Source organism: Streptomyces sp. NPDC043908 (assembly GCF_056435525.1).
Map to the genome: position 1 here is coordinate 63574 of NZ_JBWKEI010000009.1, position 26228 is coordinate 89801.

The window sequence follows — 26228 nt, forward strand, 5'->3', positions numbered from 1 at the left end:
AAGGGGCCCGCGCAGCACGAACTGATGTACCGTCAGATCCCGGTATCGTCCGCCCCTCCGGGAGGAGAAACCCCACCCATGGACCCCGAACTCACCCCCGAGCAGCAGGAGATCCGCCGCACCCTCCGCACCCTCCTCGCCAAGCGCTGCGGGCCCGACGCCGTGAAGGCCGCGGCCCTCACCGCCGCCGGGTACGACCGCGCCCTGTGGCGGCGGCTCGCCGGGGAGCTGGGGCTGGTGGGGGTCGCGGTGCCCGAGGCGTACGGCGGGGGCGGGTGTACCGGTGCCGAGCTCGTCCTCGCCGCCGAGGAGACCGGCCGCGTCCTCCTGCCCTCCCCCCTCCTCGCCACCGCGGCCCTCGCCGCCCCCCTCCTCCTCGCCCTCGGCACGGAGCCGCAGAAGCGCGCCCACCTCCCGCTCCTCGCCCGCGGCGAGCTGACCGCCGCGCTCGCCGTCCCGGGGCCCGCCCTCGCCCCGGCCCTCGGCCTCACCGACGACGCCACCGACGGCGCCTGGGCGGGCGGCGGGCGCGCCGGAGGGGTGCGGGCGCGGGAGGCCGAGGGGGGCTGGCGGCTGTACGGCGAGGCCGCCCAGGTCCTGGACGGCCACCGCGCCGGGCTCCTCCTCGTTCCCGCCCGCACCGGCGGCTACACCCGCGGCCGCCTGCGCCTCTTCCTCGTACGGGGGGACGCCGCCGGGCTCCGCCGGACCCGCCACACCACCCTCGACGAGACCCGCGCCCAGGGGCGCGTGCAACTGCGGGACGTGGAAGCCGAGTTGCTCGGCGACCGCGACCGCGATCCGCTCCCGGCCCTCGCCGCCACCGGACGCACCGCCGCGGCCCTCCTCGCCGCCGAAGCCGTCGGCGCCGCCGACCACGCGCTGGAGCGGACCGTCGCGTACGTCAAGGAGCGCCATCAGTTCGGGCGGCCCATCGGGTCCTTCCAGGCCGTCAAGCACCGGCTCGCGGACCGTTACGTACAGGTGAGCGCGGCCCGCTCCGCCGCCTACTACGCCGCCTGGGACCCGGACGCCGGGGGGCTCGCCCTCGCGCAGGCGCTGGAGGCGCTGCGGAGCACCGCGGCCGAGGCCGTCCAGCTGCACGGCGGCATCGGGTTCACCTGGGAGCACGAGGCGCACCTGTACCTCAAGCGGGCCGCGTCCGACGAGCTGCTCTTCGGGCCCGTCCCCGCACTGCGCGCCCGGGCCGCCGAGCGGGCGGGGCTGTTCCGCACCTCGCGTACGGGGGACGGCGCCGCCGCCCCGCGCGCGCGGGCGGGCGTCCGGTGAGCCGGGTCCCGCGCGGTGTGCGCCTGGTCCGGAAGGTGTCCTCCACGCGCGCGTTCGCGAAGGTCGCCCCGCATGTCGTCCCCGCCCTCGACCGGGCCGTGCACCGGCTCACCCGGGGCCGGGTGCTGCCGAGCGCGCGGATGCTCCCGGGGGTCGTGCTCACCGCGCGCGGGGCCGCCTCGGGGCTCGCGCGGCGGACGCCGCTCGCCTGTATGCCGGAGGACGGCGGGACCTGGGTGCTCGTCGGGTCGAACTTCGGGCGCCCCGGCCACCCCGCCTGGACCGGCAACCTGCTGGCCCACCCGGACGCCGAGATCAGCTGGAAGGGGCGGGACGTGCCGGTACGGGCCCGGCTGCTCACGGGGGAGGAGCGCGCGGCGGCCTGGCGGGCGGCGCTGGAGTTCTGGCCCCCGTACGCCGCGTACCAGGCCCGTGTCGAGCGCGAGATCCGGCTCTTCCGGCTGGAGCGGAGGGAGGGCGGCGGGCGGGCGCCGGGGAACGGCACGGAGGACGGCCCCAACTAGGACCCCTGGACCGAGGCCCGGACTACGGCCCGGAGAACGCGAAAGCCGGCGGAGGTCCACCTCGGTGAACCTCCGTCGGCGTGACAGGACTTGAAGGGCGGACGGGGGCGCGCCGCAGCGGTTCTCCGTACCGGCGCCGGGACGTGCGCCCCGGCGCGGACCGGACGGCCCGCGGGCCGCGTCCGGCGCCGCTACCTCGTGGGCTTCTTGCCGGTGATGCCCAGATGCACGAGGAGCGCCAGATTCGGCTTCAGCTCGGCCTGCTTGACGCCCCAGGTCTGGAAGCCCTTCTGGTGCGAGGCGACCGCCGCGAGCATCGCGACGATCGAGCCGGCCATCGCCGCGGGGCTGATGTCCTTGTCGACCTTGCCCTTCGACTGGAGCTCCTTCACCGCGTCCGTAAGGGAGTTGTTGACGGAGTTGAGGATCTTCATGCGGATCTTGTAGAACCGCTTGTCGCCCTCGGCCGCGCCCAGGTCCACCACCCGCAGGATCGCGTCATTCTTGCGCCAGAAGTCGAGGAACCCCTCGACCAGTTCCTCCGCCGTCTGCCAGCCGGCCTTGCCGACCCAGGAGCGGCCCTCGACGAGGGCGGTCAACGCCGCGCCCTCCTTGGCCATTTCCTCGGCGACCTCCAGGACGGCGCCCTCGACGTCCGGGAAGTACTGGTAGAAGGTCGCGGGTGAAGTGCCCGCCTTCCGCGCCACATCGATGACTTTCACGTCCCGGTACGGCGAGGAGCTGAGCATCTCGCTGAGGCAGTCGAGCAGCTTCTGCCGTGTCGCCTGGCCGCGTCGGCCTGCCACGCGGCCGTCGACGGTGCGTACTTGTCCTGTCATGCCGTCAGCTTACCGAGGGGTGATCGGAGCGCGATTCGGCCGACTGCAAATGGGGGCCGGGGGTTGACGGCCGCCGCGGGAACGGCCTCGCCGCGGCCGCGGGCCCGGCTTCCTCGTGCGCCCGTCCGCCACTCGAATGGTGTTATCAACAGCCTGTGGACACGCTCTGTGGACAACCCGTGCGGGAAAAGGGCGCGGGCGCATAGAGTGGGGGCAATGCAGCTCATTTGTTCTATTTGTGCCGGTGCGGGGTGCGGACGGGCCCGTTAGCTTCACCGCGTAGCGGCACCCGCGTCCCGTCCCCGCACCCGGGGCGGGGCCACCCCAGGAAGGAACCGGGCGCATGGGCGGATATCCGGAAGGCGCGCCGTGCTGGGCCGATGTGACGCTCCCCGACCTCGCGGCGGGCAAGCGGTTCTACGGCGCGCTGATGGGCTGGACCTTCGACGAGGACGCGGAGGAGAGGTACGGGCACTACACGACCGCGCTGAGCGGCGGCCGGCGCGTGGCCGGGCTCGTCCCCAAGCGGGACGGGCGGATGCCCACCGCCTGGGGCGTCTACTTCGCGGCCCCCGACGCGGCGGCGCTCGCCGTGCGCATCAGGGCGGCGGGCGGCCAGCTGGTGACCGACCCGGTCCAGGTCCCTCCGTACGGGACGATGGCGGTCGCCGCCGACCCCGGTGGCGCGGTCTTCGGCCTCTGGCAGGCCGGGGCGCACCCCGGCTTCGAGAAGAGCGGCGAGCCGGGCTCCTTCTGCTGGACCGAGGTGTACGCACGGGACACGGCCCGCGCCGACCGCTTCTACGAGGCGGTCTTCGGCTTCGAGGGCCGGGACCTGGAGGAGACCGAGGGCGACTACCGCACCTGGTCGCCCGCCGGCTCCGCGCCGGGCCCCGGCACGGCCTTCGGCGGCCGCGCTCTCCTGGGGGACGCCTTCCCCGCCGAGATGCCCGACCACTTCCTCGTCCACTTCGCGGTCCGGGACTGCGACGCCACGGCCACGGCCTGCCGTGACCTGGGCGGCCGGGTCACCGCCGGGCCCGTCGACATCCCGTACGGCCGCATGGCGGTCCTCGCCGATGACCAAGGGGCGAGCTTCGCCATCCTCCAGAAGGAGTGAGGCGGGGGGAGCGCGCGGGGCGCGCGTCGGGTGTTTTCGCAGGTGGGGAGGGTGGGGCCGGGTCCGGGGGGTGTCCGGATAGGGATGAGACATCCCGATCCGTACACGGGTTGGCCACCGGGTGCCTCCGGCAGGAAGAATCGGGGTGTCGCGTGAGACGCTGCACGGGGCCTCGTTGCGACACGTTGATACTTGAGGCCCGTACGGGGAGGTGGCAGGCAAGTGGAGCAGCTGACGCAGCACGACCCGAGGCGTATCGGCCCCTTCGAGGTGCTGGGACGGCTCGGTGCCGGCGGCATGGGGCTGGTCTATCTGGCGCGCTCGGCGTCCGGCCGCCGCGTGGCGATCAAGACGGTGCGCACGGAGCTCGCCGAGGACCAGCTGTTCCGGGTCCGCTTCACCCGTGAGGTGGAGGCGGCCCGGGCCGTCAGCGGCTTCTACACGGCGGCCGTGGTCGACGCAGACCCGCGCGCGGCCGTGCCGTGGCTGGCCACCGCGTACGTCCCGGCGCCCTCGCTGGAAGAAATAGTGAACGAGTGCGGGCCGCTCCCGGCCCAGGCGGTGCGCTGGCTCGCGGCCGGCATCGCCGAGGCGCTTCAGTCCATCCACGGCGCGGGCCTGGTCCACCGCGACCTCAAGCCCTCCAACGTCCTGGTGGTCGAGGACGGCCCCCGCGTCATCGACTTCGGCATCGCCTCCGGCGTCTCCAACACCCGGCTGACCATGACGAACGTGGCCGTGGGCACGCCCGCGTACATGTCGCCCGAGCAGGCGAAGGACTCCCGCAGCGTGACCGGCGCCAGCGACGTGTTCTCGCTCGGCTCGACGCTCGTCTTCGCCGCGACCGGCCACGCCCCCTTCCACGGCGCCAACCCGGTCGAGACCGTCTTCATGCTGCTGCGCGAGGGCCCCGACCTCGCCGGGCTGCCCGACGAGCTGCGCCCGCTGATCGAGTCCTGTATGCAGATGGAGGCCGCGCTGCGGCCCTCGCCCGAGGACCTCCAGGCGCAGCTCGCCCCGCACCTCTTCGGCGGTTCGGACGACAGCGGCACCGCCTCCGCGTGGCTGCCCGACCGCTCGGTGGCGATGATCGAGCAGCGCCGCGGCGGCGGCCGCGCCAAGCCCGTCGCGCGCGTCCAGGACCCGGACCCCTCGCCGCCGCCCCGCCCGCCCTACCAGCCCCCGCACCAGCCCTCCCTCCCGGAGGCCGTGCCGGACGGGCCGGTCCGCCTCGCCGGGGCGAAGGTGGCCATCGGACCCGGGCCCCGGGTCCTGGACCAGACGCGCGCGGCGGCCGAGGCCAGCCCCGCCACGGGGTGGGTCAGGTTCCCGGCCGGCGGCCCCCTGGGCAGACCGGACCGGCCCCCGGCCAACGGGGCACCGGCGGCGGCGCCCCCCGTCCCGCCCCCGTCGCGCGCCTCGGAGCAGCCCGGCCGCTGGCGGCCCTGGCGCTTCCGCATGTCGAACGACGTGTGGGGCACCCCGGCCGTGGCGGGCGACCTGCTTTACGTCACCTCCTTCGAGGTGCACGCGCTGGACGTGGGCAGCGGCCGGCGCCAGTTCAAGACGCGGGACGTCGCCTGGGCGATGGCCGTGGAGGCGGGCCGTATCCACGCCTCGGACGGCCCCACGCTCTACGCGCTGGACGCGACGGACGGCCGCGAGCTGTGGCGCCTGCCGACGGACGCCTGGGTCTACGCCCTGAAGGCCTCCCGGGGCACGATCGTCACCGCGACCCGGGGCGGCGGGGTGCAGGCCTGGGAGGCCGCCAACGGCGAGAAGCTGTGGGAGATCACCGGCGCCCAGAGCGACTTCGAGACCCCCGAGGCCGGCCCGGTCATCCACGAGGGCACGGTGTACGTGTGGCAGGACGCGCGCCTGCGCGCCCTCGACGCGCGTACCGGCACCGAGCGCTGGTCGTACCCGGTGGGCGACGCGGCCTCGTGCGGCGGCGTCCCGGTCCGTCTGGCGCCCGCGCCGGACGGCTATGTGTACGTGTCGGCGGGCACCCGGGTCCTGTCGATCGACATCGCCAGCGGCCACGTCCGCTGGCACTTCGAGGCCCCGGCGGTCTTCCTCTGCCCGCCGACCTTCGCGCCCGGCCCGGCCGTGGCCGGCGGAGGGGTGTACCTGGCGGACTACCTCGGCACGGTGTACGCGCTGGACGCGGCCTCCGGCAAGGACCGCTGGCGCATCGCGACGGAGTCCCGCCAGTCCATCGAGCCGGTCCTGGTGGCGGACGGCAACATCCACGTGGGCAGCGGCAACGCGCTCTACACCCTGGACGCGGTCACCTCCACCCCCAAGTGGCGCTTCGCGGCGGGCGCGGAGGTGGTGGGCGCCCCGGTGGTGGCCGACGGCCGCATCCACTTCGGCTCGGCCGACCACTGCCTCTACACGTTGGACGCGGCGGGCGGTCAGCTCCGCTGGAAGCTGGCCACGGGCGGCGAGATCACCGGCTCGCCGGTGGCGCGCAACGGCGTGGTCTATGCCTGTAGCAAGGACCGCTGTGTGTACGCGCTGGACGCGGTGAAGGGCACGGCGACTTCGGCGAGGTAGCCGTGGGGGGACGACGGGGGCGCCGAGGAGATCGTGTGGCGGCCCCCGGGCGGCCCGCGGCCCCGCCGGCCCCCGCTGTTACGGTGTCGGCGGTTTCCGCGGCCTTCGACAGGTCGCGGCTTCGGCAGGGTTCTTACGGGGGGTGGGGGCGCGATGCTGCGTCGACGGATGAGGTTCACGGCCGTACTGGCAGGAGTGGTGCTCGCGCTCACCGGGTTCTCCGGGCACGGGCACGGCAAGAGCGGCGGTGGCGGGGGCGGCTGCTCCAACTCGCACAAGAGCAACGGCAGTTCGAGTTCGGGGTCGGGGTACCGGCACACGGACGACGACGACTACGACAGCACCGGCGGATCCGGCTCCGGCTCCGGGTCGCGGTACACCCCGAGTCCGACCCCGACCCCGGCCCCGTCCCCCTCGGCCTCGCCCGCCGGGAGCGTCGTCACCTGTGTCGCCCCCGCCGAGGGCAAGCGCCGGGCGGTCACGTCGGCGACCGTACGGGTCACCGCCGATCCGCTGGCGAGCGACAACCGGCGCTACCGCCTGGAGGTCGACTTCCTCGGGCCGGCCGACAAGAGGATCGACACCGGATCCACGTTCGTGACCCTGGACGCGGGCGAGTCGCGGAACGTGGAGGTGCCGATGAGGGAGCCGGCGCGGGTGGCGGAGGTCCAGGAGTGCCGGCTGACGCAGGTCATGGAGTGGAGCTGACGCCCGGAGCGCCGGGGCCGCACGGCCCGCGGGCGAAGAGGCGGGCAGGCGTGACCCGGGGGCGAAGAGGTGCCGCGCCCCCGGCGCTCACCTCACCCTGAGCCCCTTTCCCTTCCCCCTCCGCCCGAACAACTCCCCCTGCCGCTCCGCCGGCAGGTTGCCCAGGGCGATCAGGTGTGGCGCGTGGGCGAAGGAGTCCGCGAGGGCGGGGGCGCGGGTGGTCCACAGGGCGCGCACGGTTCCCTGCACCGCCCCGGTGGGGTAGGACGCCAGGGTCCCGGCGCACGCCAGCGCCGCCCCCACCTCCTCGCCCGGGGCCGTCACCTCGCTCACCAGCCCCGTCTCGTACGCCCTGCGGGCCGAGACGCGCTCCGCCGTGCCCATCAGGGCCAGGCGCGCCGCCTCGCCGAAGGGCAGACGGGTGGCCAGGTGGGCGGACTCGTACGCGCTGACCATGCCGTACGTCGTGTGCGGGTCGAAGAACGTGGCGTCCTCGGCCGCGATCACGAACTCCACTTCGCCCAGCAGGTAGAACGCCCCGCCGCACGCCATCCCGCGGACCGCCGCGATCACCGGCTTCCACAGGTCGTTCGCCTTCGGGCCGATGGTGAGCAGGGGGTCGTCGATCGCGTAGGGGGAGGTGGGCTGGGGGACCTCGGCCGCGCGGTCGATGCCCGTGCAGAACGCCTTCCCGCCCGCCCCGGTCAGCACGACCGCCCGGATCGCCTCGTCGTAGCGGAAGCCGCGCCAGGCGGCGGCGAGTTCCGCCGCCGTCTCCAGGTCGATCGCGTTGTGCTTCTCGGGGCGGTTCAGCGTCACCACCGCGACGCCGGTCTTCTCGTCCCGTACGACGGACAGGGTCATGGGCGTTCCAGGAGCCAGCGCGGGACGGTCATGCCGTTGCCGTCCGCCCGGGTGAACGCGACCTGCACCCGCGCCCCGATCCGCAGCCGCTCCGGCGCCACCGAGTCCAGCGGCGCGTCCGGTTCGGCCACCACGTTGCCGACCAGGCGGATCAGCGGGTCCTCGGCCAGCTCCACCACCACCACGTTGTACGGGGCGTGGGCCGCGTACTCCGGCAGGAGCGGGGGGTGGGGGAGGACGTACGACCAGATCCGGCCGCGTCCGGACATCGCGCGCCACTCACTGTCGAAGGAGTGGCAGTGCGGGCAGCACGGCCGGGGCGGGAAGCGCAGCCGTCCGCAGCCGGGGGCGGCGCACGCCTGGACGCGGAGTTCGCCGCGCGCGGCGTACTCCCAGAAGGGGGCGCCGTCGTCGTCGGTCACCGGGGTCAGCATCCGGACTCCTCAACTCCTCAGCAGGACGGCCGAGGTGGGAACGCCCTCGCCCGCCGTCACCAGACAGGTCGCGGCGCCCGGCACCTGGGCCGTGGAGGTGCCGCGCAGTTGCTTGACGCCCTCGTTGATGAGGTTGAAGCCGTGGACGTACGCCTCGCTGAGGCCGCCGCCGCCGGTGTTGAGCGGCAGCCGTCCGCCGATCTCCAGGGCGCCGCCCTCGGTGAAGGCGCCGCCCTCGCCCCGGCCGCAGAAGCCGTACCCCTCCAGGGAGAGCGGCACCAGCGGGGTGAACGCGTCGTAGATCTGGGCGACGTCGACGTCCTGGGGGCCGAAGTCGGCCTGCTTCCACAGGTGCCGGGCGGCGGTCCAGGCGGGACCGGTCAGCGGGTCGTCGTTCCAGTAGTTGACCATGCCGTGGTGCTGGGCGGGCAGGCCCTGGGCGGCGGCGTGCACGTACACCGGCTTCTGCCGGCAGTCGCGGGCGCGCTCGGCGGAGACGATCACGCAGGCCAGCGCGCCGTCGGTCTCCAGGCAGTTGTCGAAGAGGCACAGCGGCTCGCTGATCCAGCGCGAGGTCATATACATGTCGCGGGTCAGGGGCCGCTCGTACATCATCGCGGCCGGGTTCTGGTTGGCGCGGTTGCGGCAGGCGAGGGCGACGTTGAAGAGGTGGTCGCGGGTGGCGCCGTACTCGTGCATGTAGCGCCGGGCCAGCATGCCGATCTCGTCGGCGGGGCGCAGCAGCCCGAACGGGCGCGTCCACTGCGCGGGGGTGGGGAGCTGGACCGCGGTGTTGGTCCAGGGGCGCGGGCCGCTGCCGCGTTTGCGCGAACGCCAGGCGACCCCGACGCTCGCCTGGCCGGTGGCGACGGCGGCGGCGAGGTGGGCGACGGTGGCGCAGGAACCGCCGCCGCCGAAGCCGACCTTGCCGAAGAAGGTGACGTCGCCGGCGCCGATCGACTTGGCGATCTCCACCTCATCGGTCTCCTCCATCGTGTACGAGGCGAAGCCGTCGACCTCGCCGGGGGGTATCCCGGCGTCGTCGAGCGCCGCGAGGATGGCCCGGCAGGCCAGCTTCTTCTCGGAGTCGCCGAGCCGGCGCGCGAACTCCGTCCGGCCTATGCCCGCGATCGCCGTCGCGTCCTTGAGCATCGACACCCGCCACCTCCGCACAGCCGTGTGTCCCTGCCGCTGTTGCTGCTGACAGCGAGGAAGGCTACAGCTAATCTGACGGGTAGTCAGCTATCGTGTACGGCTACCGTCAGCGGGAGGGCTTGCCATGGGGGCGGACACACGGGCGGACATCCGGGGTGACCTGGAGTGGGGCACGGTCCCCGGGCTCGTACGGAGCGCCGCGGCGCGGTACGGGGAGCGGGAGGCCGTGGTCGAGGGCCGCGTCCGCGTCTCGTACGCCGAACTGGGCGAGCGGGTGGAGCGGTCGGCGGCGGCCTGTATGGCGGCCGGGGTCGAGCGCGGCGACCGGGTCGCGGTGTGGGCGCCCAACACCCTCGACTGGATCGTCAGCGCGCTCGGCGCGGTCACGGCCGGGGCGGTGCTCGTCCCGCTGAACACGCGGTTCAAGGGGTCGGAGGCCGCGTACGTCCTGGAGCGCAGCCGGGCGAGGCTGCTGTTCGTGACGGGGACGTTCCTGGGCACCTCCTATGTCGCGACCCTGCGCAGCGCCGCCGCCGAGGGGGAGGGCACCGGGCCGCTGCCGGGGCTGCCGCATCTGGAGCAGGTGGTGGTGCTGGCGCAGGACGCGCCGGAGTCCTTCCGGACGTGGAAGGACTTCCTGGCGGGCGGCGAGGGCGTGCCGGCGCGGGAGGTGCGGGAGCGGGCGGACTCGGTGGAGCCCTCGGACCCCTCGGACATCGTCTTCACGTCCGGCACGACCGGCCGGCCCAAGGGGGCGGTGATCACGCACGCGCAGACGCTGCGGGGGTACGCCCTGTGGAGCGAGCTGGCGGGGCTGCGGGAGGGCGACCGCTATCTGATCGTGAACCCCTTCTTCCACACCTTCGGGTACAAGGCGGGGATCATCGCCTGTCTGATGCGCGGGGCGGTGATGGTGCCGCAGCCGGTGTTCGACGCCGAGGCGGTCCTGGCGAACATCGCGGCCGAGCGCATCTCCGTCCTGCCCGGCCCGCCCACCCTCCACCAGTCCCTTTTGGACCACCCGGCGCGCGCGGCCCACGACCTGTCCGCGCTGCGGCTCGTGGTCACCGGCGCGGCCGTCGTCCCCCTGCGGCTCGTCGAGCGGCTGCGGACCGAGCTGGGGATCGGGACGGTCCTGACGGCGTACGGGCTGTCCGAGGCGAGCGGCATCGTCACGATGTGCCGGCGCGAGGACCCGGCGGAGGTGGTCGCGGCCACGTCGGGGCGGGCGATACCCGGGACGGAGGTACGCGTGCGGGCACCCGCGGGAGAGCCCGGGGAGGTGGAGGTGCGGGGATTCACCGTCATGCGGGAGTACTTCGAGGACCCGGAGGAGACGGCCCGGGCGATCACGCCCGACGGGTGGCTGCGGACGGGGGACGTGGGAGTCCTCGACGCGGCGGGCAACCTGCGGATCACCGACCGGATCAAGGACATGTTCATCGTCGGGGGGTTCAACGCCTACCCCGCCGAGATCGAGCAGGTGCTCGGACTCCACCCGGAGGTGGCGGACGTGGCGGTGGTGGGGGTGCCGGACGGACGCCTGGGGGAGGTGGGACGGGCGTTCGTGGTGCGCCGGGAGGGGTCTTCTTTGACGGCGGACGGGCTGATCGCCTGGGCGCGGCGGGAGATGGCGAACTTCAAGGTGCCGCGGGAGGTGGTGTTCGTGGGGGAGCTGCCGCGGAACGCGTCGGGGAAGGTGGTGAAGGGGACGCTGAGGGAGGTTCCGCCGGGGCCGGGCCTTCCCGGTGCGGTGTAGCCGGGGGACCCCTCGACTTCTACAGCTTCCGGGGCGGCCCCTGCCACGGAGAGGACATCCGATGACCGATGCCGGACCGTTCAGCTTCCCCCTCGCTCCCCGGCGCCGAGCCGTCCCCCGCCTCCGCCGCGTCCGCCGGACCCGGGCCGTCCCCCGCACCCCCCGGAACCGGAATCTGCGGGATTCTCGGAATCCCCACCGGAAGTGCCCACATCAGGATCCGCCCCCGATCGGGGTGTCCAGTACGCGGGCCCGGTGGAGTTCTGTGGGGGTCAGGGGTCTCAGGGCCGTGGGGGACGTGGCCCATTCGGTGCCGCCGCCGGGGGGTCGCAGGTAGACGCTTCCCTCGTAGCGGTGCTGCACCACGCCGATCCGGTCGTCGTTCGCGGTGTCCGCCATGTAGGTCGCGGGCCTCTGGGCGGGCCCGTTCTCGTCGGGCATGGCCACTCCTCTCCGTAGTGATGGCACTACTCTGTGGATTCAGCGTGACCGCGCAGCGGGAACCCCTCAACCTGTCAGAACGGCACGGAAGGCCGGTGAACGCCCCTTGAACCGCAAGGAGTTGGATCCCGACAGCTCGCCCCAAGCCGCCTTCGGCGCACGTCTGCGCAGCGTGCGGGAGGAGCGGGGGTGGACGCAGGAGGAGGCCGCCGAGCGCATGGGCTATTCCAGTACGCACATCTCGGCGGTGGAAACTGGTCGCAAACTGCCGACTCTTCGCCTCGCGCGCAGTGCGGACAAGGCCTTCGGCACCGGCGACGCGTTCGAGCGCGCGTACCGGAAGGTCCGCAACACCGGACTACTGGAGGGCTTCCCGCAGTTCGTGGAGCACGAGGCGCGGGCGGCGGAGGTCCGGCTCTACGAGGTCGGGGTCATTCCCGGTCTGCTCCAGACGCAGGAGTACGCCGCCGTGCTCGCCCGGAGCGCGGTCAAGCGCGGGGCGATCACCCACGAGCAGGCCGAAGAGCGGATCGCGCTCGTCGCCGAACGGCAGGCCGCCCTCGACCGCACGCCCCCGCCGCTGGTGCACGCGGTGCTGGACGAGAGCTGTGTCCGTCGGCCCATCGGGGAGCCGGACGTCATGGACGCGCAGTTGGCGCGGCTGCTGGAGTTCGCCGACCTGCCGACCACGCTCTTCCAGGTGGCCCCGTTCAGCATGGGAGACCGTCGCCCGTTCGACCTGCCCGTCACGATCCTGACGCTGCCGGACCGGTCACTCGTGTCGTACGCGGAATCCGCCCATCGAGGGCATCTGGAGCGCGAATCCACCTTCGTACTCCCGCTGTTGACGGCCTACCATCAACTGCAAGGCGAATCCCCCTCCCAGGCGGAGGCAGTGGCCATGATCAGCAGGTTACGAAAGGGCACCCCGTGACGACCGAACATCTGCAGTGGTTCACGTCCTCGTACAGCAACAACGGCGGCCAGTGTGTCGAGGTCGCCCACACCGTCGCCGCCGCGCGCGGCGTGGTCCCCGTCCGTGACTCCAAGCGCCCGGACGGTCCCGTCCTCGACCTCCGTGCCGAGGCTTACTCTTCCTTCGTCTCAGGCGTCAAGGCAGGTTGGTTCGACCACGCCTGAGTGCCCGGCCGGGCGCGTACCGGCGGCATCCTCCCGCCACTCCCGTCTCCGTGGGGAGTGGCGGGTCCTCATGTGCGGGCGGGTCCCGCTACCCCGCCCAGAGCCCCGTCTCCGTCAGCCCCAGCAGGCCGATCGCGTTCCCCCGCACGATCCGCTCCACCACGTCCTGCCGGAGGTGCGCCATCTGGGCCGCCCCGACCTCCTTGGACTTCGGCCAGGTGGAGTCCGAGTGCGGGTAGTCCGTCTCGTACAGGACGTTGCCCACCCCTATCGCCCCCAGGTTCCGCAGTCCGAAGGCGTCGTCGAAGAAGCAGCCGTAGACGTGGTCCGCGAAGAGTTCGGACGGGGGGCGGTGGACCTTGTCCGCCACTCCGCCCCAGGCGCGGTTCTCCTCCCAGACCACGTCCGCGCGCTCCAGGATGTACGGGATCCAGCCGATCTGGCCCTCCGCGTACATCACCCGCAGCCGGGGGAAGCGCTCGAACTTGCCGCTCATCAGCCAGTCGACCATCGAGAAGCAGCAGTTGGCGAAGGTGATCGTGGAGCCGACGGCCGGAGGCGCGTCCGCTGAGGTCGACGGCATGCGGGAGGACGAGCCGATGTGCATCGCGATCACCGTGCCCGTCTCGTCGCAGGCCGCCAGGAACGGGTCCCAGTAGTCCGTGTGGACGGAGGACAGCCCCAGATGCGGCGGGATCTCGGAGAAGGCCACCGCCCGCACGCCCCGCGCCGCGTTGCGCCGTACCTCCGCAGCGGCGAGTTCCGCGTCCCACAGGGGGATCAGCGTGAGGGGGATCAGCCGGCCGTGCGCCTCGGGGCCGCACCACTCCTCCACCATCCAGTCGTTGTACGCCCGCACCGACAGCAGCCCCAGCTCCCGGTCGGACGCCTCCGTGAACGTCTGGCCGCAGAAGCGGGGGAAGGTGGGGAAGCACAGCGCCGACTGGACGTGGTTGATGTCCATGTCCGCGAGCCGCTCCGGGACGCTGTACGAACCCGGCCGCATCTGCTCGTAGGTGATCACTTCGAGGCGGATCTCGTCCCGCGCGTACCCGACCGCCGTGTCCAGCCGGGTCAGCGGGCGGTGCAGGTCCTCGTACACCCACCAGTCGCCCACCGGCCCCTCGTCGCCCGGGGCGCCCATGACCGGCGCGAACCTGCCGCCGAGGAAGGTCATCTCCTTGAGGGGCGCGCGGACGATGCGCGGGCCCGCGTCCCGGTACCTCGACGGGAGCCGGTCCTGCCAGACGTGCGGCGGCTCCACCGTGTGGTCGTCCACCGAGATGATCCTCGGGAAGCTCTCGACGGTCTCCACGTGCTCCACGGTCTCCACGTGCTCGACGTGCTCGACGTGCTCGACGGTCTCCATGGCTCCTCACGGTAGACCTGATCTGACGATCCGTCAGCCAGTCCGTCCGGGGCGCTCGCGGCGCGGGGCGGCGGAGCCGGTCGCTCCTCCGGACCCGCGCACCGGTCGCACCTCGGCCACTCACCCGTCACTCGTCGGCCATTCGCCCCTCCGCCCCCGCCCCGCGACATCCGTCCGTCCCCGGGCGCGGCCGTGGACAGGCGCCGGTGACCTGTAACGAAAGTGTGCGGAGGCCTTGTGCGGAGCGTCACCCGTAGCTGACGCGCATGCCATGGACAGGGCAGACTGGCACGGGCATTACCAGCGCTACGGGGGCACAGGGGGTCGCTATGGACCGAAACGGCGAGCCGCGCATTCCGGAGCAGCGGGCTCCGGTTTCGGCGGTGGACGCCGGCCAGGCCGCGGACACCGCGGACCTGCGCTTCGGCGTGCTCGGACCCGTACGCGCCTGGCGGGGCCCGGAGGCCCTGCCGTCCGGCTCACCGCAGCAGCGGGCCCTGCTCGCCGCCCTGCTGCTGCGCGACGGCCGCACGGCCACCGCCGCCGAGCTCATCGACGCCATCTGGGGCGACGAGCCGCCCTCGCAGGCCCTGGCCGCGGTACGGACGTACGCCTCGCGGCTGCGCAAGGCCCTCGGGCCCGGCGTCCTGGTCAGCGAGTCCGGCGGATACGCCATCCGGCTCGACTCCGGCGTCCTCGACCTCGCCGAGGCCCAGGAGCTGGCCGCCGAGGCCGAGAAGGCGCGGGCCGGCGGCGACCAGACGCGGGCGCGCGACCTGCTCAAGGCCGCCCTCGCGCTGTGGACCGGCGAGCCGCTGGCCGGCATCCCCGGCCCGCACGCCGACACCGAGCGCACCCGGCTCGTCGAGTGGCGCCTCCAGCTCACCGAGGCCCGGCTCGACATGGAGCTGGACGCCGGCTGCCACGCCGAGGCCGTCTCGGAACTGACCGCGCTGACCGCCGCGTACCCGCTGCGCGAGCGGCTGCGGGAGCTTTTGATGCTCGCGCTCTACCGCAGCGGACGCCAGGCCGAGGCCCTCGCGGTCTACGCCGACACCCGGCGCCTGCTCGCCGACGAGCTCGGCGTCGACCCGCGCCCCGAGCTCGCCCGGCTCCAGCAGCGCATCCTCCAGGCCGACGAGGACCTGGCCCGGCCCGCCGAGGCCCCGGCCGCCCCGGCACCCGTCCGGGCGGCCCAACTGCCCGCGTCCGTGCCCGATTTCACCGGCCGGGTCGCCTTCGTCCAGGAGCTGTCCGCACGGCTCGCCGCCGCCGAGTCCACCGTCATGGCGGTCTCCGCGCTGGCCGGGATCGGCGGGGTCGGCAAGACGACGCTCGCCGTGCACGTCGCCCACGCGGCCCGCCCTCACTTCCCCGACGGCCAGCTCTACGTCGACCTCCAGGGCACCGGGCCGCGCGCCTGCGAGCCCGAGGCGGTGCTCGGCGCGTTCCTGCGGGCGCTCGGCACCCCCGACGCGTCCATCCCCGACTCGCTGGAGGAGCGCGCGGCCCTGTTCCGCTCCACCCTCGACGGCCGCCGGGTCCTGGTGCTGCTCGACAACGCCCGCGACGCGGCCCAGATCCGCCCCCTGCTGCCCGGCACGGCGGGCTGCGCCGCGCTGGTCACCAGCCGCATCCGGATGCTGGACCTGGCCGGGGCCTACCTGGTCGACCTGGACGTGATGTCCCCGGAGGAGGCCCTCCAGCTCTTCACCCGGATCGTGGGCGAGGAGCGGGTGAGCGCCGAACGCCAGTCGGCCCTCGACGTGGTGGCCGCCTGCGGCTTCCTGCCGCTCGCCATCCGTATCGCCGCCTCCCGGCTCGCCTCCCGGCGCACCTGGACCGTCTCGGTCCTCGCCGCCAAGCTCGCGGACGAGCGGCGCCGCCTGGACGAGCTCCAGGCGGGCGACCTCGCCGTCAAGGCCACCTTCGAACTCGGCTACGGCCAGCTGGAGCCCGCCCAGGCCCGCGCCTTCCGGCTGCTCGGGCTGCCCGACGGCTCGGACATCTCGCTGGCCGCGGCCGCCGCCGTCCTGGACCTGCCGCTCCAGGAGACCGAGGACCTCCTCGAATCCCTCGTCGACACCAGCCTGGTGGAATCGGCGGCTCCCGGCCGCTACCGCTACCACGACCTCGTACGGCTCTACGCGCGTGCCTGCGCCGAGCGCGACGAGGACCCGCCCTCCGAGCGGGCCGAGGCCATGTCGCGGCTGCTCGACTTCTATCTGGCCACGGCCGCCCGGGTGTACGCGATCGAGCGGCCCGGCGACCGGCTGGTGGAGCACCTGGCGCCCACCCGGTACCCCGGCCTCGCCTTCGCCGACGGGCACGCCGCCGTGGACTGGCTGTACGCGGAGGCCAACTGCCTGCTGGCGTGCCTGCACCAGTGCGCGGCCGACCCGGCGATGCTGCGGCGCGCGGTGGACCTGCTGTGGGCGGCCAAGGACCTCGCCGAGTCGGGCGCCAACTCGCGCCAGTACGAGACGACGGCGGTGGCGGTACGGGACGCCGGGCACCGGCGGGGCGACGCGCTCGCCGAGGGACGGGCCCGGCTCGCGCTCTCCACCGTGCTGCTCGTCTCCGGCCGCTTCGAGCAGGCCGACGAGGAGGCCCGGGTCTCCGCGCTGCTCGCCCGGGAGGCCGGCGATCCGATGCCGGCCGGGGCCGCGCCCACCGACCGCGGGATCATCGCGTTCTACCAGAACCGGCACGCGGACGGCGAGCGCTTCCTCCAGGAGGCCATAGAGAACTACCGGGCCGACGGCAACCGGCCCGGCGAGGCCAGCGCGCTGTGCAACCTCTCCCGTATCCACGTGAACATGGGCCGCACGGCGAGCGCGGTCGAGCTCGCCCAGCGCGGGCTGGACATCTTCAGCGAGATGGGCCTGGCGCTGCGGTGCGCCAACGGCCGCTTCGCGCTGGGGATCGCGCTCACCCGGGCGGGCCGGCTCGACGAGGCGCTCTCCCAGCTCGGCCAGGCCCTGGAGGTCTTCCAGGAGAACCGGCACCGCCTGTGGGAGGGCACCACCCACTTCCGCATCGCCGAGGCCCACTTCGCGGCGCGGCGCCCGGCGCGGGCGGCCCAGCACGCGGAGCAGGCGCTGGCGCTGCGCTGCATCGGCGGCGAGTGGATGCGCGGCAACGTCCTGACGACGCTGGGCCGGGCCCTGGACCAGCTCGGCCAGGCCGACCGGGCGCGCGCCTGCTGGCGCGAGGCGCTGGCCATCTACGAGTCGACGGGTGCGGCGGAGGCCAAGGACGTACGGCAGCTGCTGAGTCTGACGGCGGCGGCGTAGCGGCTGCCGCACCCGCCGCCACCTGGCCTTTCGCGCGGCGCGGCGGCTTCGCGCGCGCCGCGCGGGGGCGGCCGTCCGGGTGCCGTCCAAGGGGTTGCCGACGCCGTTTAGCCTTCGTTTATCGCCCCTCGGCACTCTTCTACTCAACGATCCGCCGCGTCGGGGGGCAGGCGGGTCGACGGTGGGCCTCCCCGTTACTGTGGACGGCCCTTGCAGTGCCCGTCCGGCGACCCTCGGGGGAGCCGCCGGGCGGGCACCGTTCACAGCACGACATGCAGCAACTCAGGGGAGCTGAACACGATGAGTGACGGTAACAAGCCCGAGACCGGCGACACCACGACGCAGGAGAACCACGCGGGGATCCCGGGCTCCGGCGCGGGTACGGGGACGGGCACCATCGTCCCGATGGAGAACCACGCGGGCCTGCTCGGTGGCGACGCCACCATCAAGCCCCTTGAGAACCACGCCGGTCTGGTGGGCGTGGGCGGTCCGGTCAAGCCGATGGAGAACCACGCGGGCCTGATCGGTACGGACGTGCTCAAGCCCCAGGAGAACCACGCCGGTTCCGAAGAGGTCTGAGCACCCCCGAGCACCACCGCTGGACGGGGACCGGCCGCGGCGACGCGGAGGGGGGGTCGCCGCGGCCGGCGACACACGGGGGACGTACGGGGGACGTACGGGGGAACCACGGGGGAACCACCGGGCCACGGGGGAACGGGGGGGGCACGGGGGATCGTCGGGGACGCGTACTTGGGGGTGCGCGTCCCCGGCGGGGGGAGCACGGGGGAAGTACGGGGGACACGGGGGGAGAACGGGGGAACGGGGGGAACGGGGGAAGCACGGGGGAACCAAGCGCCCCGCGGCCGGACGTGCCGCGGGGCGCTTCGCCGTGCGTGCGGGGCCCGGGGCTCGGGGGCTTCGGTCCTGCGCGCGGCCCGCGCCTCGGCGTGCGCGCCCGCGCATGGGCGGACCTGCCACCGCCTGCGCACGATCATCGGCCGGACGTGCCTGGCGCGGCCGGGCCTCGCGCGGCCTGCGCCCGGTGGTGAGCCGGACGTGCCGCAGGCGCTTCGCCGTGCGTGCGGGGCCCGGGGCTCGGGGCTTCGGTCCTGCGCGCGGCCCGCTGCCGTGCCTCGGCGTGCGTGCCGCGCGCGGGTTGGCCTCCCGCCGCCTGCGGCCGGTCACCCGATGGACGGGTCGCGGGGGCTTCGCCTGCCGAAGGGGCGTGGGTGGCCTTGCCCCCGGGCCGCCGTCCCCGTCACCATCCCCTCATGGACGCCCGCACCGCACAGAAGATCCTCGTCGAGAACTTCGCCCCCTGGGTGCTCGACCTCGGGCTGGTCGTCGAGGAGGTCGGGGCGCGGCACGCCGTGCTGCGGCTGCCGTGGGACGCGCGGCTGGCCCGGGAGGGCGGGGGGATGTCGGGGCAGGCGCTGATGGCCGCCGCCGACACCGCCACCGTCATCGCCGTCTCGGCCGCCCGGGACGCGTACGGCCCCATGACCACCGTGCAGCAGTCGACCAGCTTCCAGCGCCCGGTCGTCGGCGCGGACGTGCTGGTCGAGGCGCGGGTCACCAAACTGGGGCGGCGCATGGCGTTCGCCGACATCACCCTCACCGCCGAGGGCGCGGACGAGCCGGCCGCCCGGGCGAGCACGGTCTACGCGCTCCTCGACTGACCGTACGCCTGACCGTACGCCTCCCGAGGGGTCCGCACGAGGGCTTGTCTGACGGTCCATCAGATACCACGATGGGCACGGACGAGTCGACGTGACGCGGCGTCAGTTCCCCCGGCGCCCGTCCGGACCGAGGAGGCGCCACCGTGGACCCGTACGCGCACACACCGACCGGGGGGCGGCTCGGTTACGGGATGCAGCTTCCCATCCAGTCCCAGAGCACCCTCTACGCCGAACCCTGGGAAGCCGGAGCCACCCCGCACGACCTCGCCGAGATCGCGCGGGCCGCCGACCGCGCCGGCTTCCACTACCTCGCCACCTGCGACCACGTCGCCATCCCGCGCCGACTGGCGAGCGCGATGGGCACCACCTGGTACGACCCGGTGGCCACCCTGGGCTACCTGGCGGCCCTCACCACCCGCACCCGGCTCCTGAGCCACGTCGCCGTGGTGGGCCTGCGCCACCCGCTCCTCACCGCCAAGCAGTACGCCACCCTCGACCACCTCAGCGGCGGCCGGCTGATCCTGGGGGTGGGAGCCGGGCACGTCCAGGAGGAGTTCGACGTCCTCGGCGCCGACTTCACCGGCCGGGGCGGCGTGCTGGACGAGTCGATCGACGCGCTGCGGGCGGCGCTGGGGCCGGAGGAGTTCCCGGAGTTCCACGGCGAACGGTTCTCCTTCTCCGGCCTCGGCCAGCGGCCCCGCCCCGCGCAGGAGCGGGTGCCCGTCTGGGTGGGCGGCTCCTCGCCCGCCGCCGTGCGCCGGGCGGCCCTGCGCGGCGACGGCTGGCTCCCGCAGGGCGACCCGCGGGAGAAGCTGCCGCACCAGATCGCGCGGATACGCGAGCTGCGGGAGCGGGCCGGGCTCGACGGCCCGTTCTGCGTCGGCGCCATCGCCGAGCCCCTGTACGTGGGCGAGGCGCGGTGGGACCTCGGGCGCCGCACCCTCAGCGGCAAACCGGACGCCCTCGCCGACTCCCTGCGCGAGTACGCCGCGCTCGGCGTCCACCAGGTCCAGCTGCGCTTCCGCTCGCGCGGCCGCGCCGAACTCACCGACCAGATCGCGGCGTTCGCCGCCGATGTGGCCCCCCATCTGAGCTAGGGAGTACGGACATGGGCAAGCTGGACGGGCGGGTCGTCCTCGTCACGGGCGCGGCGCGCGGGCAGGGGGAGCAGGAGGCGCGGCTCTTCGCGGCCGAGGGGGCGAAGGTGGTGGTCGCGGACGTCCTGGACGAGCAGGGCGAGGCCGTGGCCAAGGAGCTGGGCGCCGGTGCGGCGCGGTTCGTGCACCTGGACGTGGGCCGGGAGGAGGAGTGGCGGGCCGCGATCGCCACGGCCACGGAGACCTTCGGGCACCTGGACGGACTGGTGAACAACGCGGGCATCCTGCGCTTCAACGAACTCGTGGCCACGCCGCTGGAGGAGTTCCAGCAGGTCGTCCAGGTGAACCAGGTGGGGACGTTCCTGGGGATCAAGCACGCGGCGCCCGAGATCGAGGCGGCCGGGGGCGGCACCATCGTCAACACCGCCTCGTACACCGCGCTGACGGGCATGGCCTACGTCGGCGCCTACGCCGCCACCAAGCACGCCGTCCTCGGCCTCACCCGGGTCGCGGCGGTGGAGCTGGCGGCGAAGGGGATCCGGGTGAACGCGGTGTGCCCCGGCGCCGTGGACACCCCCATGACCAACCCGGCGGCCCTGGACCCGACGGCCGATCCGGCGGCGGCCGGGGAGGCGGTGGCCGGGCTCTACAAGCGGCTGGTGCCGCTGGGCAGGATCGGCCGGCCCGAGGAGGTGGCGGCCCTCGCCCTCTTCCTGACCAGCGAGGACTCCGCGTACATCACGGGCCAGCCGTTCGTGATCGACGGGGGCTGGCTGGCGGGCGTGAGCGTGTTCTGACGGTGTCCTCCCGGCCTTCCGACCGCCTTCTGACCGCGCATCAGGTATTGACGGGCGGGGAGGCCCGGTGGAACAGTCGCAGCACCAGATATCTGACGGTACGTCAGAAACTGACCAGACGTGGTGACGACGACAGGGACGGTGAACCGCCTTGGAATTCGGGCTGTTCGTACAGGGTTACGTGCCCGTGGCACGCTCGTCGGTCGACCCCCAGGCCGAGCACAAGGCGCTGATGGAGGAGACCGAGTACGTCATCCAGGCCGACAAGTCCGGCTTCAAGTACGCCTGGGCCTCCGAGCACCACTTCCTGGAGGAGTACTCGCACCTGTCCGCCAACGAGGTCTTCCTCGGCTACCTCGCCCACGCCACCGAGCGCATCCACCTCGGCTCGGGCATCTTCAACCCGCTGGCGGCGGTGAACCACCCGGTCAAGGTCGCGGAGAAGGTCGCGATGCTGGACCACCTCAGCGAGGGCCGCTTCGAGTTCGGCTCCGGGCGGGGCGCCGGCTCCCACGAGATCCTGGGGTTCATGCCGGGGGTCACCGACATGAACCACACCAAGGAGATCTGGGAGGAGACCATCGCGGAGTTCCCCAAGATGTGGCTCCAGGACGAGTACGTGGGGTTCCAGGGCAAGCACTGGTCGCTGCCGCCGCGCAAGATCTTCCCCAAGCCGTACGGGAAGTCGCACCCCGCGATGTGGTACGCGGCCGGGTCCCCGTCGTCGTACGCCATGGCCGCCAGGAAGGGCCTCGGCGTCCTCGGCTTCTCCGTCCAGAAGGTCTCGGACATGGAGTGGGTCCTGGAGCAGTACAAGACGGCCATCCGGGAGGCCGAGCCGATCTCCGACTTCGTCAACGACAACGTGATGGTCACGTCCACGGCGATCTGCGCGGAGACGCACGACAAGGCGGTGGCCATCGCGGCGGCGGGCGGCCTGAACCGCCTCCAGTCCCTGGTCTTCCGCTACCACGACACGTTCCCGCGCCCGGAGGGCGTGCCGGAGTGGCCCGAGCTGCTGCCCGAGTACACCACCGAGATCATCGAACTCCTCATCGCGGAGGAGCTGATGATCTGCGGTGATCCGGAGGAGGTGACGCGGCAGTGCAAGCGGTGGGAGCAGGCGGGGGCGGACCAGTTGTCGTTCGGGCTGCCCATCGGGGTGCCCTATGAGGACACGATGAACACGATCCGGCTGATCGGGGAGCATGTGATTCCTAAGATCGATACGGATCCGGTGCACAGGACGACCCGATTCCGCGGGTCGGCGGGAGTCTGACTCGGGACTCCGCCCCGAACCCCCCCTCGGGTCAGGCCCGGCGGGCGGCTGCGGGGGTGTGTGGTGGGTTGCTCGCGCAGTTCCCCGCGCCCCTTCTCGGCCGGGGGTTCGTCTGCGGGCCGGTGGGGGCCGCTCGCGCAGTTCCCCGCGCCCCTGGAAACCCTCGTTCGTCTGCGGGTTGTGGTGGGCTGGTCGCGCAGTTCCCCGCGCCCCTGAAGGCATGGGGCTGAGCTGGGTTTTCCGGGTGCGGGGGACTTACCTAGGGGCGCGGGGAACTGCGCGAGAAGCCCCCACCGATCCGCAGACGAAGTCAGGCCTTTTGGGGGCGCGGGGAACTGCGCGAGCAACCCACCACAACCCGCAGACGGAAGCCCCGGCCCCCGGAGGGTTTAGGGAAGGGGCGGGGTGGGGGCTCCGACAAGCGCGGGACGGCGCCCTCCCGGAACGCCGCCCCGTACCCCGGCCGGAGGCCAGAACGGCGGCGGCCCGCCGAACGGCCCCGGCCGGGGACACCCACGTGAGGGAGAGGGACATGCTCGACCACCTGATCCGCCGCGCCACCGTCGCCGACGGCACCGGCGCCCAGGCCTACCCCGCAGACATCGGCATCCGAGCAGGCCGCATCCAGGCGATAGCCGAACCCGGCACCCTCGCCCCCCACACCGCCCGCACCAGCGAGGACGCCGACGGCCTCGTCCTCGCCCCCGGCTTCGTCGACCCCCACACCCACTACGACGCCCAGCTCTTCTGGGACCCGTACGCCACCCCGTCCATGAACCACGGCGTCACCACCGTCGCCGGCGGCAACTGCGGCTTCACCCTGGCCCCCCTCCACCCCGGCCGCCCCGAGGACGCCGACTACACCCGGCGGATGATGGCCCGGGTGGAGGGCATGGCGCTCAAGGCCCTGGAGGACGGGGTCGACTGGAGCTGGTCGACGTTCGGGGAGTACCTGGACGCCCTCGAAGGGCGGATCGCCGTCAACGCCGGGTTCATGGTCGGCCACTGCGCGCTCCGCCGCTACGTCATGGGCCCCGACGCCGTGGGCGGCGACCCCACGCCCGCCCAGCTCGACGCGATGCTGCGCCTGCTCCACGACGCCATGGACGCCGGCGCCTGGGGCCTGTCCACCACCCAGTCGTCCACCCACTCCGACGGCGACGGCCGCCCCGTCGCCTCCCGGCACGCCCGCCCCGCCGAACTCCTCGCCCTGTCACGGGCGGTCGGGCAGCACGAGGGCACCCAGATCGAGGCGATCGTGGCGGGGTGCCTCGACCAGTTCTCGGACGAGGAGATCGACCTTCTGGTCGAGATGTCGGCCGCCGCCGGGCGTCCCCTCAACTGGAACGTGCTCACCATCGACGCGGCTGTCCCCGAACGCGTCCCGCGCCAGCTCGCCGCCAGCGAGCGCGCCCGCCGTGCGGGCGGCCGGATCGTCGCGCTGACCATGCCGATCCTCACCCCGATGAACATGTCGCTCGGCACCTTCTGCGCCCTCAACCTCATCCCGGGCTGGGGGGAGATCCTCAACCTCCCCGTCCCCGAGCGGATCGCGAAGCTGCGCGACCCGGCCGTACGCGCCGAGATGCTGCGCCGCGCCCAGAGCAAGGAGGCCGGGGTCTTCCGGCGCCTCGCCGACTTCGGCCGGTACGTCATCGGCGACACCTACTCCGAGGCCAACGCCTCGCTCACCGGACGCGTGGTGCGCGACATCGCCGCCGAACGCGGCCAGGACCCCTTCCACTGCCTGGTCGAGATCTGCGCCCACGACCGGCTGCGGACCGTGCTGTGGCCGATGCCCACCGACAACGACCCGGCCAGCTGGGCGCTGCGCCAGGAGACCTGGCAGCACGAGGACGTCCTGCTCGGGGGCTCCGACGCGGGCGCCCACCTCGACCGGATGTGCGGCGCCCCGTACACCACCCGCTTCCTCGGGGACTGCCTGCGCGGACGCGGCCTCGTACCGCTGGAGCAGGCGGTGAAGATGCTCAGCGACGACCCGGCCCGGCTGTTCGGGCTGCGCGAGCGCGGACGGATCGAGGAGGGCTACCACGCCGACCTCGTCCTCTTCGACCCCGAACGCGTCGCGGCCGGCCCCGCCACCCTCGTCCACGACCTGCCCGGCCGGAGCCCCCGCCTGGACTCCAAGGCGATCGGCGTCGTCTCGGTCCGCGTCAACGGCGTCGAGACGATCCGCGACGACGTGGTGACCGGCGCCGTGCCGGGGACGGTCCTGCGCTCCGGCCGCGACACGAGGACGGTGTCGGTCAAGTGAGCGTGTACGAGCCGAAACTGTTCCTCGGGGGCGAGTGGGTCGAGCCCGACGGCGGGCGGTACGAGATCGTCGACCCCGCCACCGAGGAGGTGGTGGGTCTGGCCCCCGAGGCGAGCCGCGCCCAGGTGTACGCGGCGGCCGCGGCGGCCCGCGAGGCCTTCGGCGGCTGGTCCCGCACCGCCCCCGAACAGCGTGCCGCGATCCTCGACCGGGCGGCCGACGTCATCCAGCGCGAGTTCACCCCGTACGCCGAACTCGCCCGCGCCGAGAGCGGCGCCACCACCGCCACCGCGCGCGGGATGCAGGTCGCGGTGGGCGCGGCCCGCTTCCGGCGGTACGCCAGGGGCGCCCTGGAACCGGTCGAGAGCGCCGTACCGCCGCAGATCAACGAGGCCGGGCCGATGGGGAGGGCGGGCGTCTTCGGGGCGGTCGCGGTACGGCAGCCGGTGGGCGTGGTCACCTGCGTCACCTCGTACAACAACCCCTGGGCCAACCCGGCGGGCAAGATCGCGCCCGCGCTCGCCCTGGGCAACACGGTGGTGGTGAAACCCGCCCCCCAGGACCCCCTCTCCGTCTTCCGCATGGCCGAGGCGCTCGCGGAGGCGGGGGTGCCGCCGGGCGTGGTGAACGTCGTCACCGGTTCCGCCCCGGCCGTGGGGGAGGCGGCCGTGGACTCCCCGGACGTCGACATGGTCAGCTTCACCGGCTCCACGGCGGTCGGGCAGCGCATCGCGGAGGTGTGCGGCCGGGGGATGAAACGCCAGCTGATGGAGCTCGGCGGCAAGGGGGCGGCGCTGGTGTTCGAGGACGCGGACTTGGGGTCGGCGGTGCGGGGGATCGGCACGACGTTCTCGTTCTACAGCGGCCAGATCTGCACGGCGCCGACGCGGGTGCTGGTGCACCGGTCGGTACAGGACGAGCTGGTGGCGCGACTCGCGCTGTACGCGGGCCACTTGCCGGTGGGTGACCCCTCCGCCCCCGGGACGGTGGTGGGCCCGGTGATCTCTGCGGCGCACCGGGACCGGGTGGAGGCGTATGTGGAGCTGGGGCGGAAGGAGGGGGCGCGGGTGGTGGCCGGGGGTGAACGGCCGCCGCTGGGGCGCGGGTTCTATGTGGCGCCCACCCTGCTCGCCGACTGCACCAACGACATGCGCGTCGTCCGCGAGGAGATCTTCGGGCCGGTGGTGGCGGTGGTGCCGTTCGACGACGAGGAGGAGGCCGTCGCGCTGGCCAACGACAGCGACTACGGCCTGATCGACTACGTCTGGTCGGGCGACGTGGCCCGCGCCTTCCGCGTGGCGCGCCGGCTGCGGGCGGGAGGGGTGGGGGTGAACACGGTGGGGCGGAACATGGAGGCGCCGTTCGGGGGGTTCAAGAGGAGCGGGGTGGGGAGGGATGTGGGGTCGTACGCCTTGCAGGCGTACAGCGAGCTCCAGGCGATCGTCTGGCCGGGGTGAGCCCCTGCGGGGCGGGGCTGACTGGGCCGGGGGTCCGCCTGCGGGCCGACGGGGCCCGTTCGCGCAGTTCCCCGCGCCCCTGGGAAACCCTCGTTCGTCTGACGGTTGTGGTGGGTTGCTCGCGCAGTTCCCCGCGCCCCTAAAGG

General features: G+C 73.6%; 22 protein-coding genes. 16 read left to right on the forward strand and 6 right to left on the reverse strand.

Going from position 1 to position 26228, the window contains the following annotated elements:
* The first annotated feature begins 78 nt into the window (after positions 1-78).
* Together AC069K_RS20590 and AC069K_RS20595 are read left to right on the forward strand one after the other, a co-directional pair.
* Positions 79-1290 carry an acyl-CoA dehydrogenase family protein gene (locus AC069K_RS20590; protein WP_478618257.1) on the forward strand — a complete coding sequence of 404 codons (1212 nt, stop codon included), beginning with the start codon at positions 79-81 and terminating at the stop codon, positions 1288-1290.
* Between the two features lie 35 nt (positions 1291-1325).
* Positions 1326-1814, forward strand: coding sequence for a nitroreductase/quinone reductase family protein (locus tag AC069K_RS20595; protein WP_478618260.1), 489 nt, complete (start codon positions 1326-1328; stop codon positions 1812-1814).
* Between the two features lie 191 nt (positions 1815-2005).
* On the opposite strand, the gene AC069K_RS20600 is transcribed toward AC069K_RS20595, so the two are convergent.
* Positions 2006-2653 carry a TetR family transcriptional regulator gene (locus AC069K_RS20600; RefSeq protein ID WP_358832769.1) on the reverse strand — a complete coding sequence of 216 codons (648 nt, stop codon included), beginning with the start codon at positions 2651-2653 and terminating at the stop codon, positions 2006-2008.
* 343 nt (positions 2654-2996) lie between these two features.
* Between AC069K_RS20600 and AC069K_RS20605 the strand changes: the two genes are divergently transcribed.
* From AC069K_RS20605 to AC069K_RS20615, 3 genes are all read left to right on the forward strand, one after another.
* Positions 2997-3773 (forward strand): VOC family protein, encoded by a 777-nt coding sequence (locus tag AC069K_RS20605; RefSeq protein ID WP_478618263.1) that lies wholly within the window; start codon positions 2997-2999, stop codon positions 3771-3773.
* A 222-nt stretch (positions 3774-3995) separates the two neighbouring features.
* Entirely contained in the window at positions 3996-6332 is a 2337-nt protein-coding gene (locus AC069K_RS20610; RefSeq protein ID WP_365100244.1) for an outer membrane protein assembly factor BamB family protein, read from the forward strand.
* A gap of 153 nt (positions 6333-6485) precedes the next feature.
* A complete protein-coding gene (locus tag AC069K_RS20615) occupies positions 6486-7040 on the forward strand; it encodes a hypothetical protein (protein WP_478618266.1) in 555 nt (184 codons plus the stop codon).
* 87 nt (positions 7041-7127) lie between these two features.
* Here AC069K_RS20615 and AC069K_RS20620 read toward each other — a convergent pair whose 3' ends face one another.
* From AC069K_RS20620 to AC069K_RS20630, 3 genes are read right to left on the reverse strand one after another with little or no spacing between them, the layout of a single operon-like run.
* On the reverse strand, positions 7128-7904 hold the full coding sequence (locus AC069K_RS20620) for an enoyl-CoA hydratase/isomerase family protein (protein ID WP_478618269.1): 777 nt from the start codon (positions 7902-7904) through the stop codon (positions 7128-7130).
* Positions 7901-8338, reverse strand: a complete 438-nt coding sequence (locus AC069K_RS20625; protein ID WP_478618272.1) for a Zn-ribbon domain-containing OB-fold protein — start codon at positions 8336-8338, stop codon at positions 7901-7903. Before AC069K_RS20625 ends, AC069K_RS20620 begins: the two co-directional genes overlap by 4 nt.
* Before the next feature lie 9 nt (positions 8339-8347).
* Positions 8348-9490 carry a lipid-transfer protein gene (locus tag AC069K_RS20630; protein ID WP_478618734.1) on the reverse strand — a complete coding sequence of 381 codons (1143 nt, stop codon included), beginning with the start codon at positions 9488-9490 and terminating at the stop codon, positions 8348-8350.
* A gap of 151 nt (positions 9491-9641) precedes the next feature.
* On the opposite strand from AC069K_RS20630, the gene AC069K_RS20635 reads away from it, so the two are divergent.
* Positions 9642-11252: a FadD3 family acyl-CoA ligase gene (locus AC069K_RS20635; RefSeq protein WP_478618737.1), complete on the forward strand. Its 1611-nt coding sequence runs from the start codon at positions 9642-9644 to the stop codon at positions 11250-11252.
* Positions 11253-11465: 213 nt separating this feature from the next.
* On the opposite strand, the gene AC069K_RS20640 is transcribed toward AC069K_RS20635, so the two are convergent.
* Positions 11466-11693 carry a hypothetical protein gene (locus AC069K_RS20640; RefSeq protein WP_478618275.1) on the reverse strand — a complete coding sequence of 76 codons (228 nt, stop codon included), beginning with the start codon at positions 11691-11693 and terminating at the stop codon, positions 11466-11468.
* 106 nt (positions 11694-11799) lie between these two features.
* Here AC069K_RS20640 and AC069K_RS20645 point away from each other — a divergent pair, with 106 nt between their 5' ends.
* Positions 11800-12627 (forward strand): helix-turn-helix domain-containing protein, encoded by an 828-nt coding sequence (locus tag AC069K_RS20645; RefSeq protein WP_365100262.1) that lies wholly within the window; start codon positions 11800-11802, stop codon positions 12625-12627.
* Positions 12624-12833: a DUF397 domain-containing protein gene (locus AC069K_RS20650; RefSeq protein WP_365100263.1), complete on the forward strand. Its 210-nt coding sequence runs from the start codon at positions 12624-12626 to the stop codon at positions 12831-12833. Before AC069K_RS20645 ends, AC069K_RS20650 begins: the two co-directional genes overlap by 4 nt.
* A gap of 88 nt (positions 12834-12921) precedes the next feature.
* On the opposite strand, the gene AC069K_RS20655 is transcribed toward AC069K_RS20650, so the two are convergent.
* Positions 12922-14148, reverse strand: a complete 1227-nt coding sequence (locus AC069K_RS20655; protein WP_478618740.1) for an amidohydrolase family protein — start codon at positions 14146-14148, stop codon at positions 12922-12924.
* A 383-nt stretch (positions 14149-14531) separates the two neighbouring features.
* On the opposite strand from AC069K_RS20655, the gene afsR reads away from it, so the two are divergent.
* The 8 genes from afsR to AC069K_RS20695 all read left to right on the forward strand — a co-directional run bounded on the left by afsR (position 14532) and on the right by AC069K_RS20695 (position 26082).
* On the forward strand, positions 14532-17498 hold the full coding sequence (afsR, locus tag AC069K_RS20660; protein ID WP_365100265.1) for an SARP-family global regulator AfsR: 2967 nt from the start codon (positions 14532-14534) through the stop codon (positions 17496-17498).
* Between the two features lie 300 nt (positions 17499-17798).
* Entirely contained in the window at positions 17799-18077 is a 279-nt protein-coding gene (locus AC069K_RS20665; protein ID WP_358832786.1) for a hypothetical protein, read from the forward strand.
* 692 nt (positions 18078-18769) lie between these two features.
* Complete coding sequence (locus AC069K_RS20670) at positions 18770-19177, forward strand: PaaI family thioesterase (protein ID WP_478618282.1); 408 nt, start codon at positions 18770-18772, stop codon at positions 19175-19177.
* 191 nt (positions 19178-19368) lie between these two features.
* Positions 19369-20274 carry an LLM class F420-dependent oxidoreductase gene (locus AC069K_RS20675; protein WP_365100315.1) on the forward strand — a complete coding sequence of 302 codons (906 nt, stop codon included), beginning with the start codon at positions 19369-19371 and terminating at the stop codon, positions 20272-20274.
* A gap of 11 nt (positions 20275-20285) precedes the next feature.
* Positions 20286-21071, forward strand: coding sequence for an SDR family NAD(P)-dependent oxidoreductase (locus tag AC069K_RS20680; protein ID WP_478618285.1), 786 nt, complete (start codon positions 20286-20288; stop codon positions 21069-21071).
* 151 nt (positions 21072-21222) lie between these two features.
* On the forward strand, positions 21223-22350 hold the full coding sequence (locus AC069K_RS20685; RefSeq protein WP_358835534.1) for an LLM class flavin-dependent oxidoreductase: 1128 nt from the start codon (positions 21223-21225) through the stop codon (positions 22348-22350).
* A 532-nt stretch (positions 22351-22882) separates the two neighbouring features.
* Positions 22883-24625, forward strand: a complete 1743-nt coding sequence (locus AC069K_RS20690) for an N-acyl-D-amino-acid deacylase family protein (RefSeq protein WP_478618290.1) — start codon at positions 22883-22885, stop codon at positions 24623-24625.
* Positions 24622-26082, forward strand: a complete 1461-nt coding sequence (locus AC069K_RS20695; RefSeq protein WP_478618293.1) for an aldehyde dehydrogenase family protein — start codon at positions 24622-24624, stop codon at positions 26080-26082. The genes AC069K_RS20690 and AC069K_RS20695 overlap by 4 nt, the downstream gene beginning before the upstream one ends.
* Positions 26083-26228: the final 146 nt, after the last annotated feature.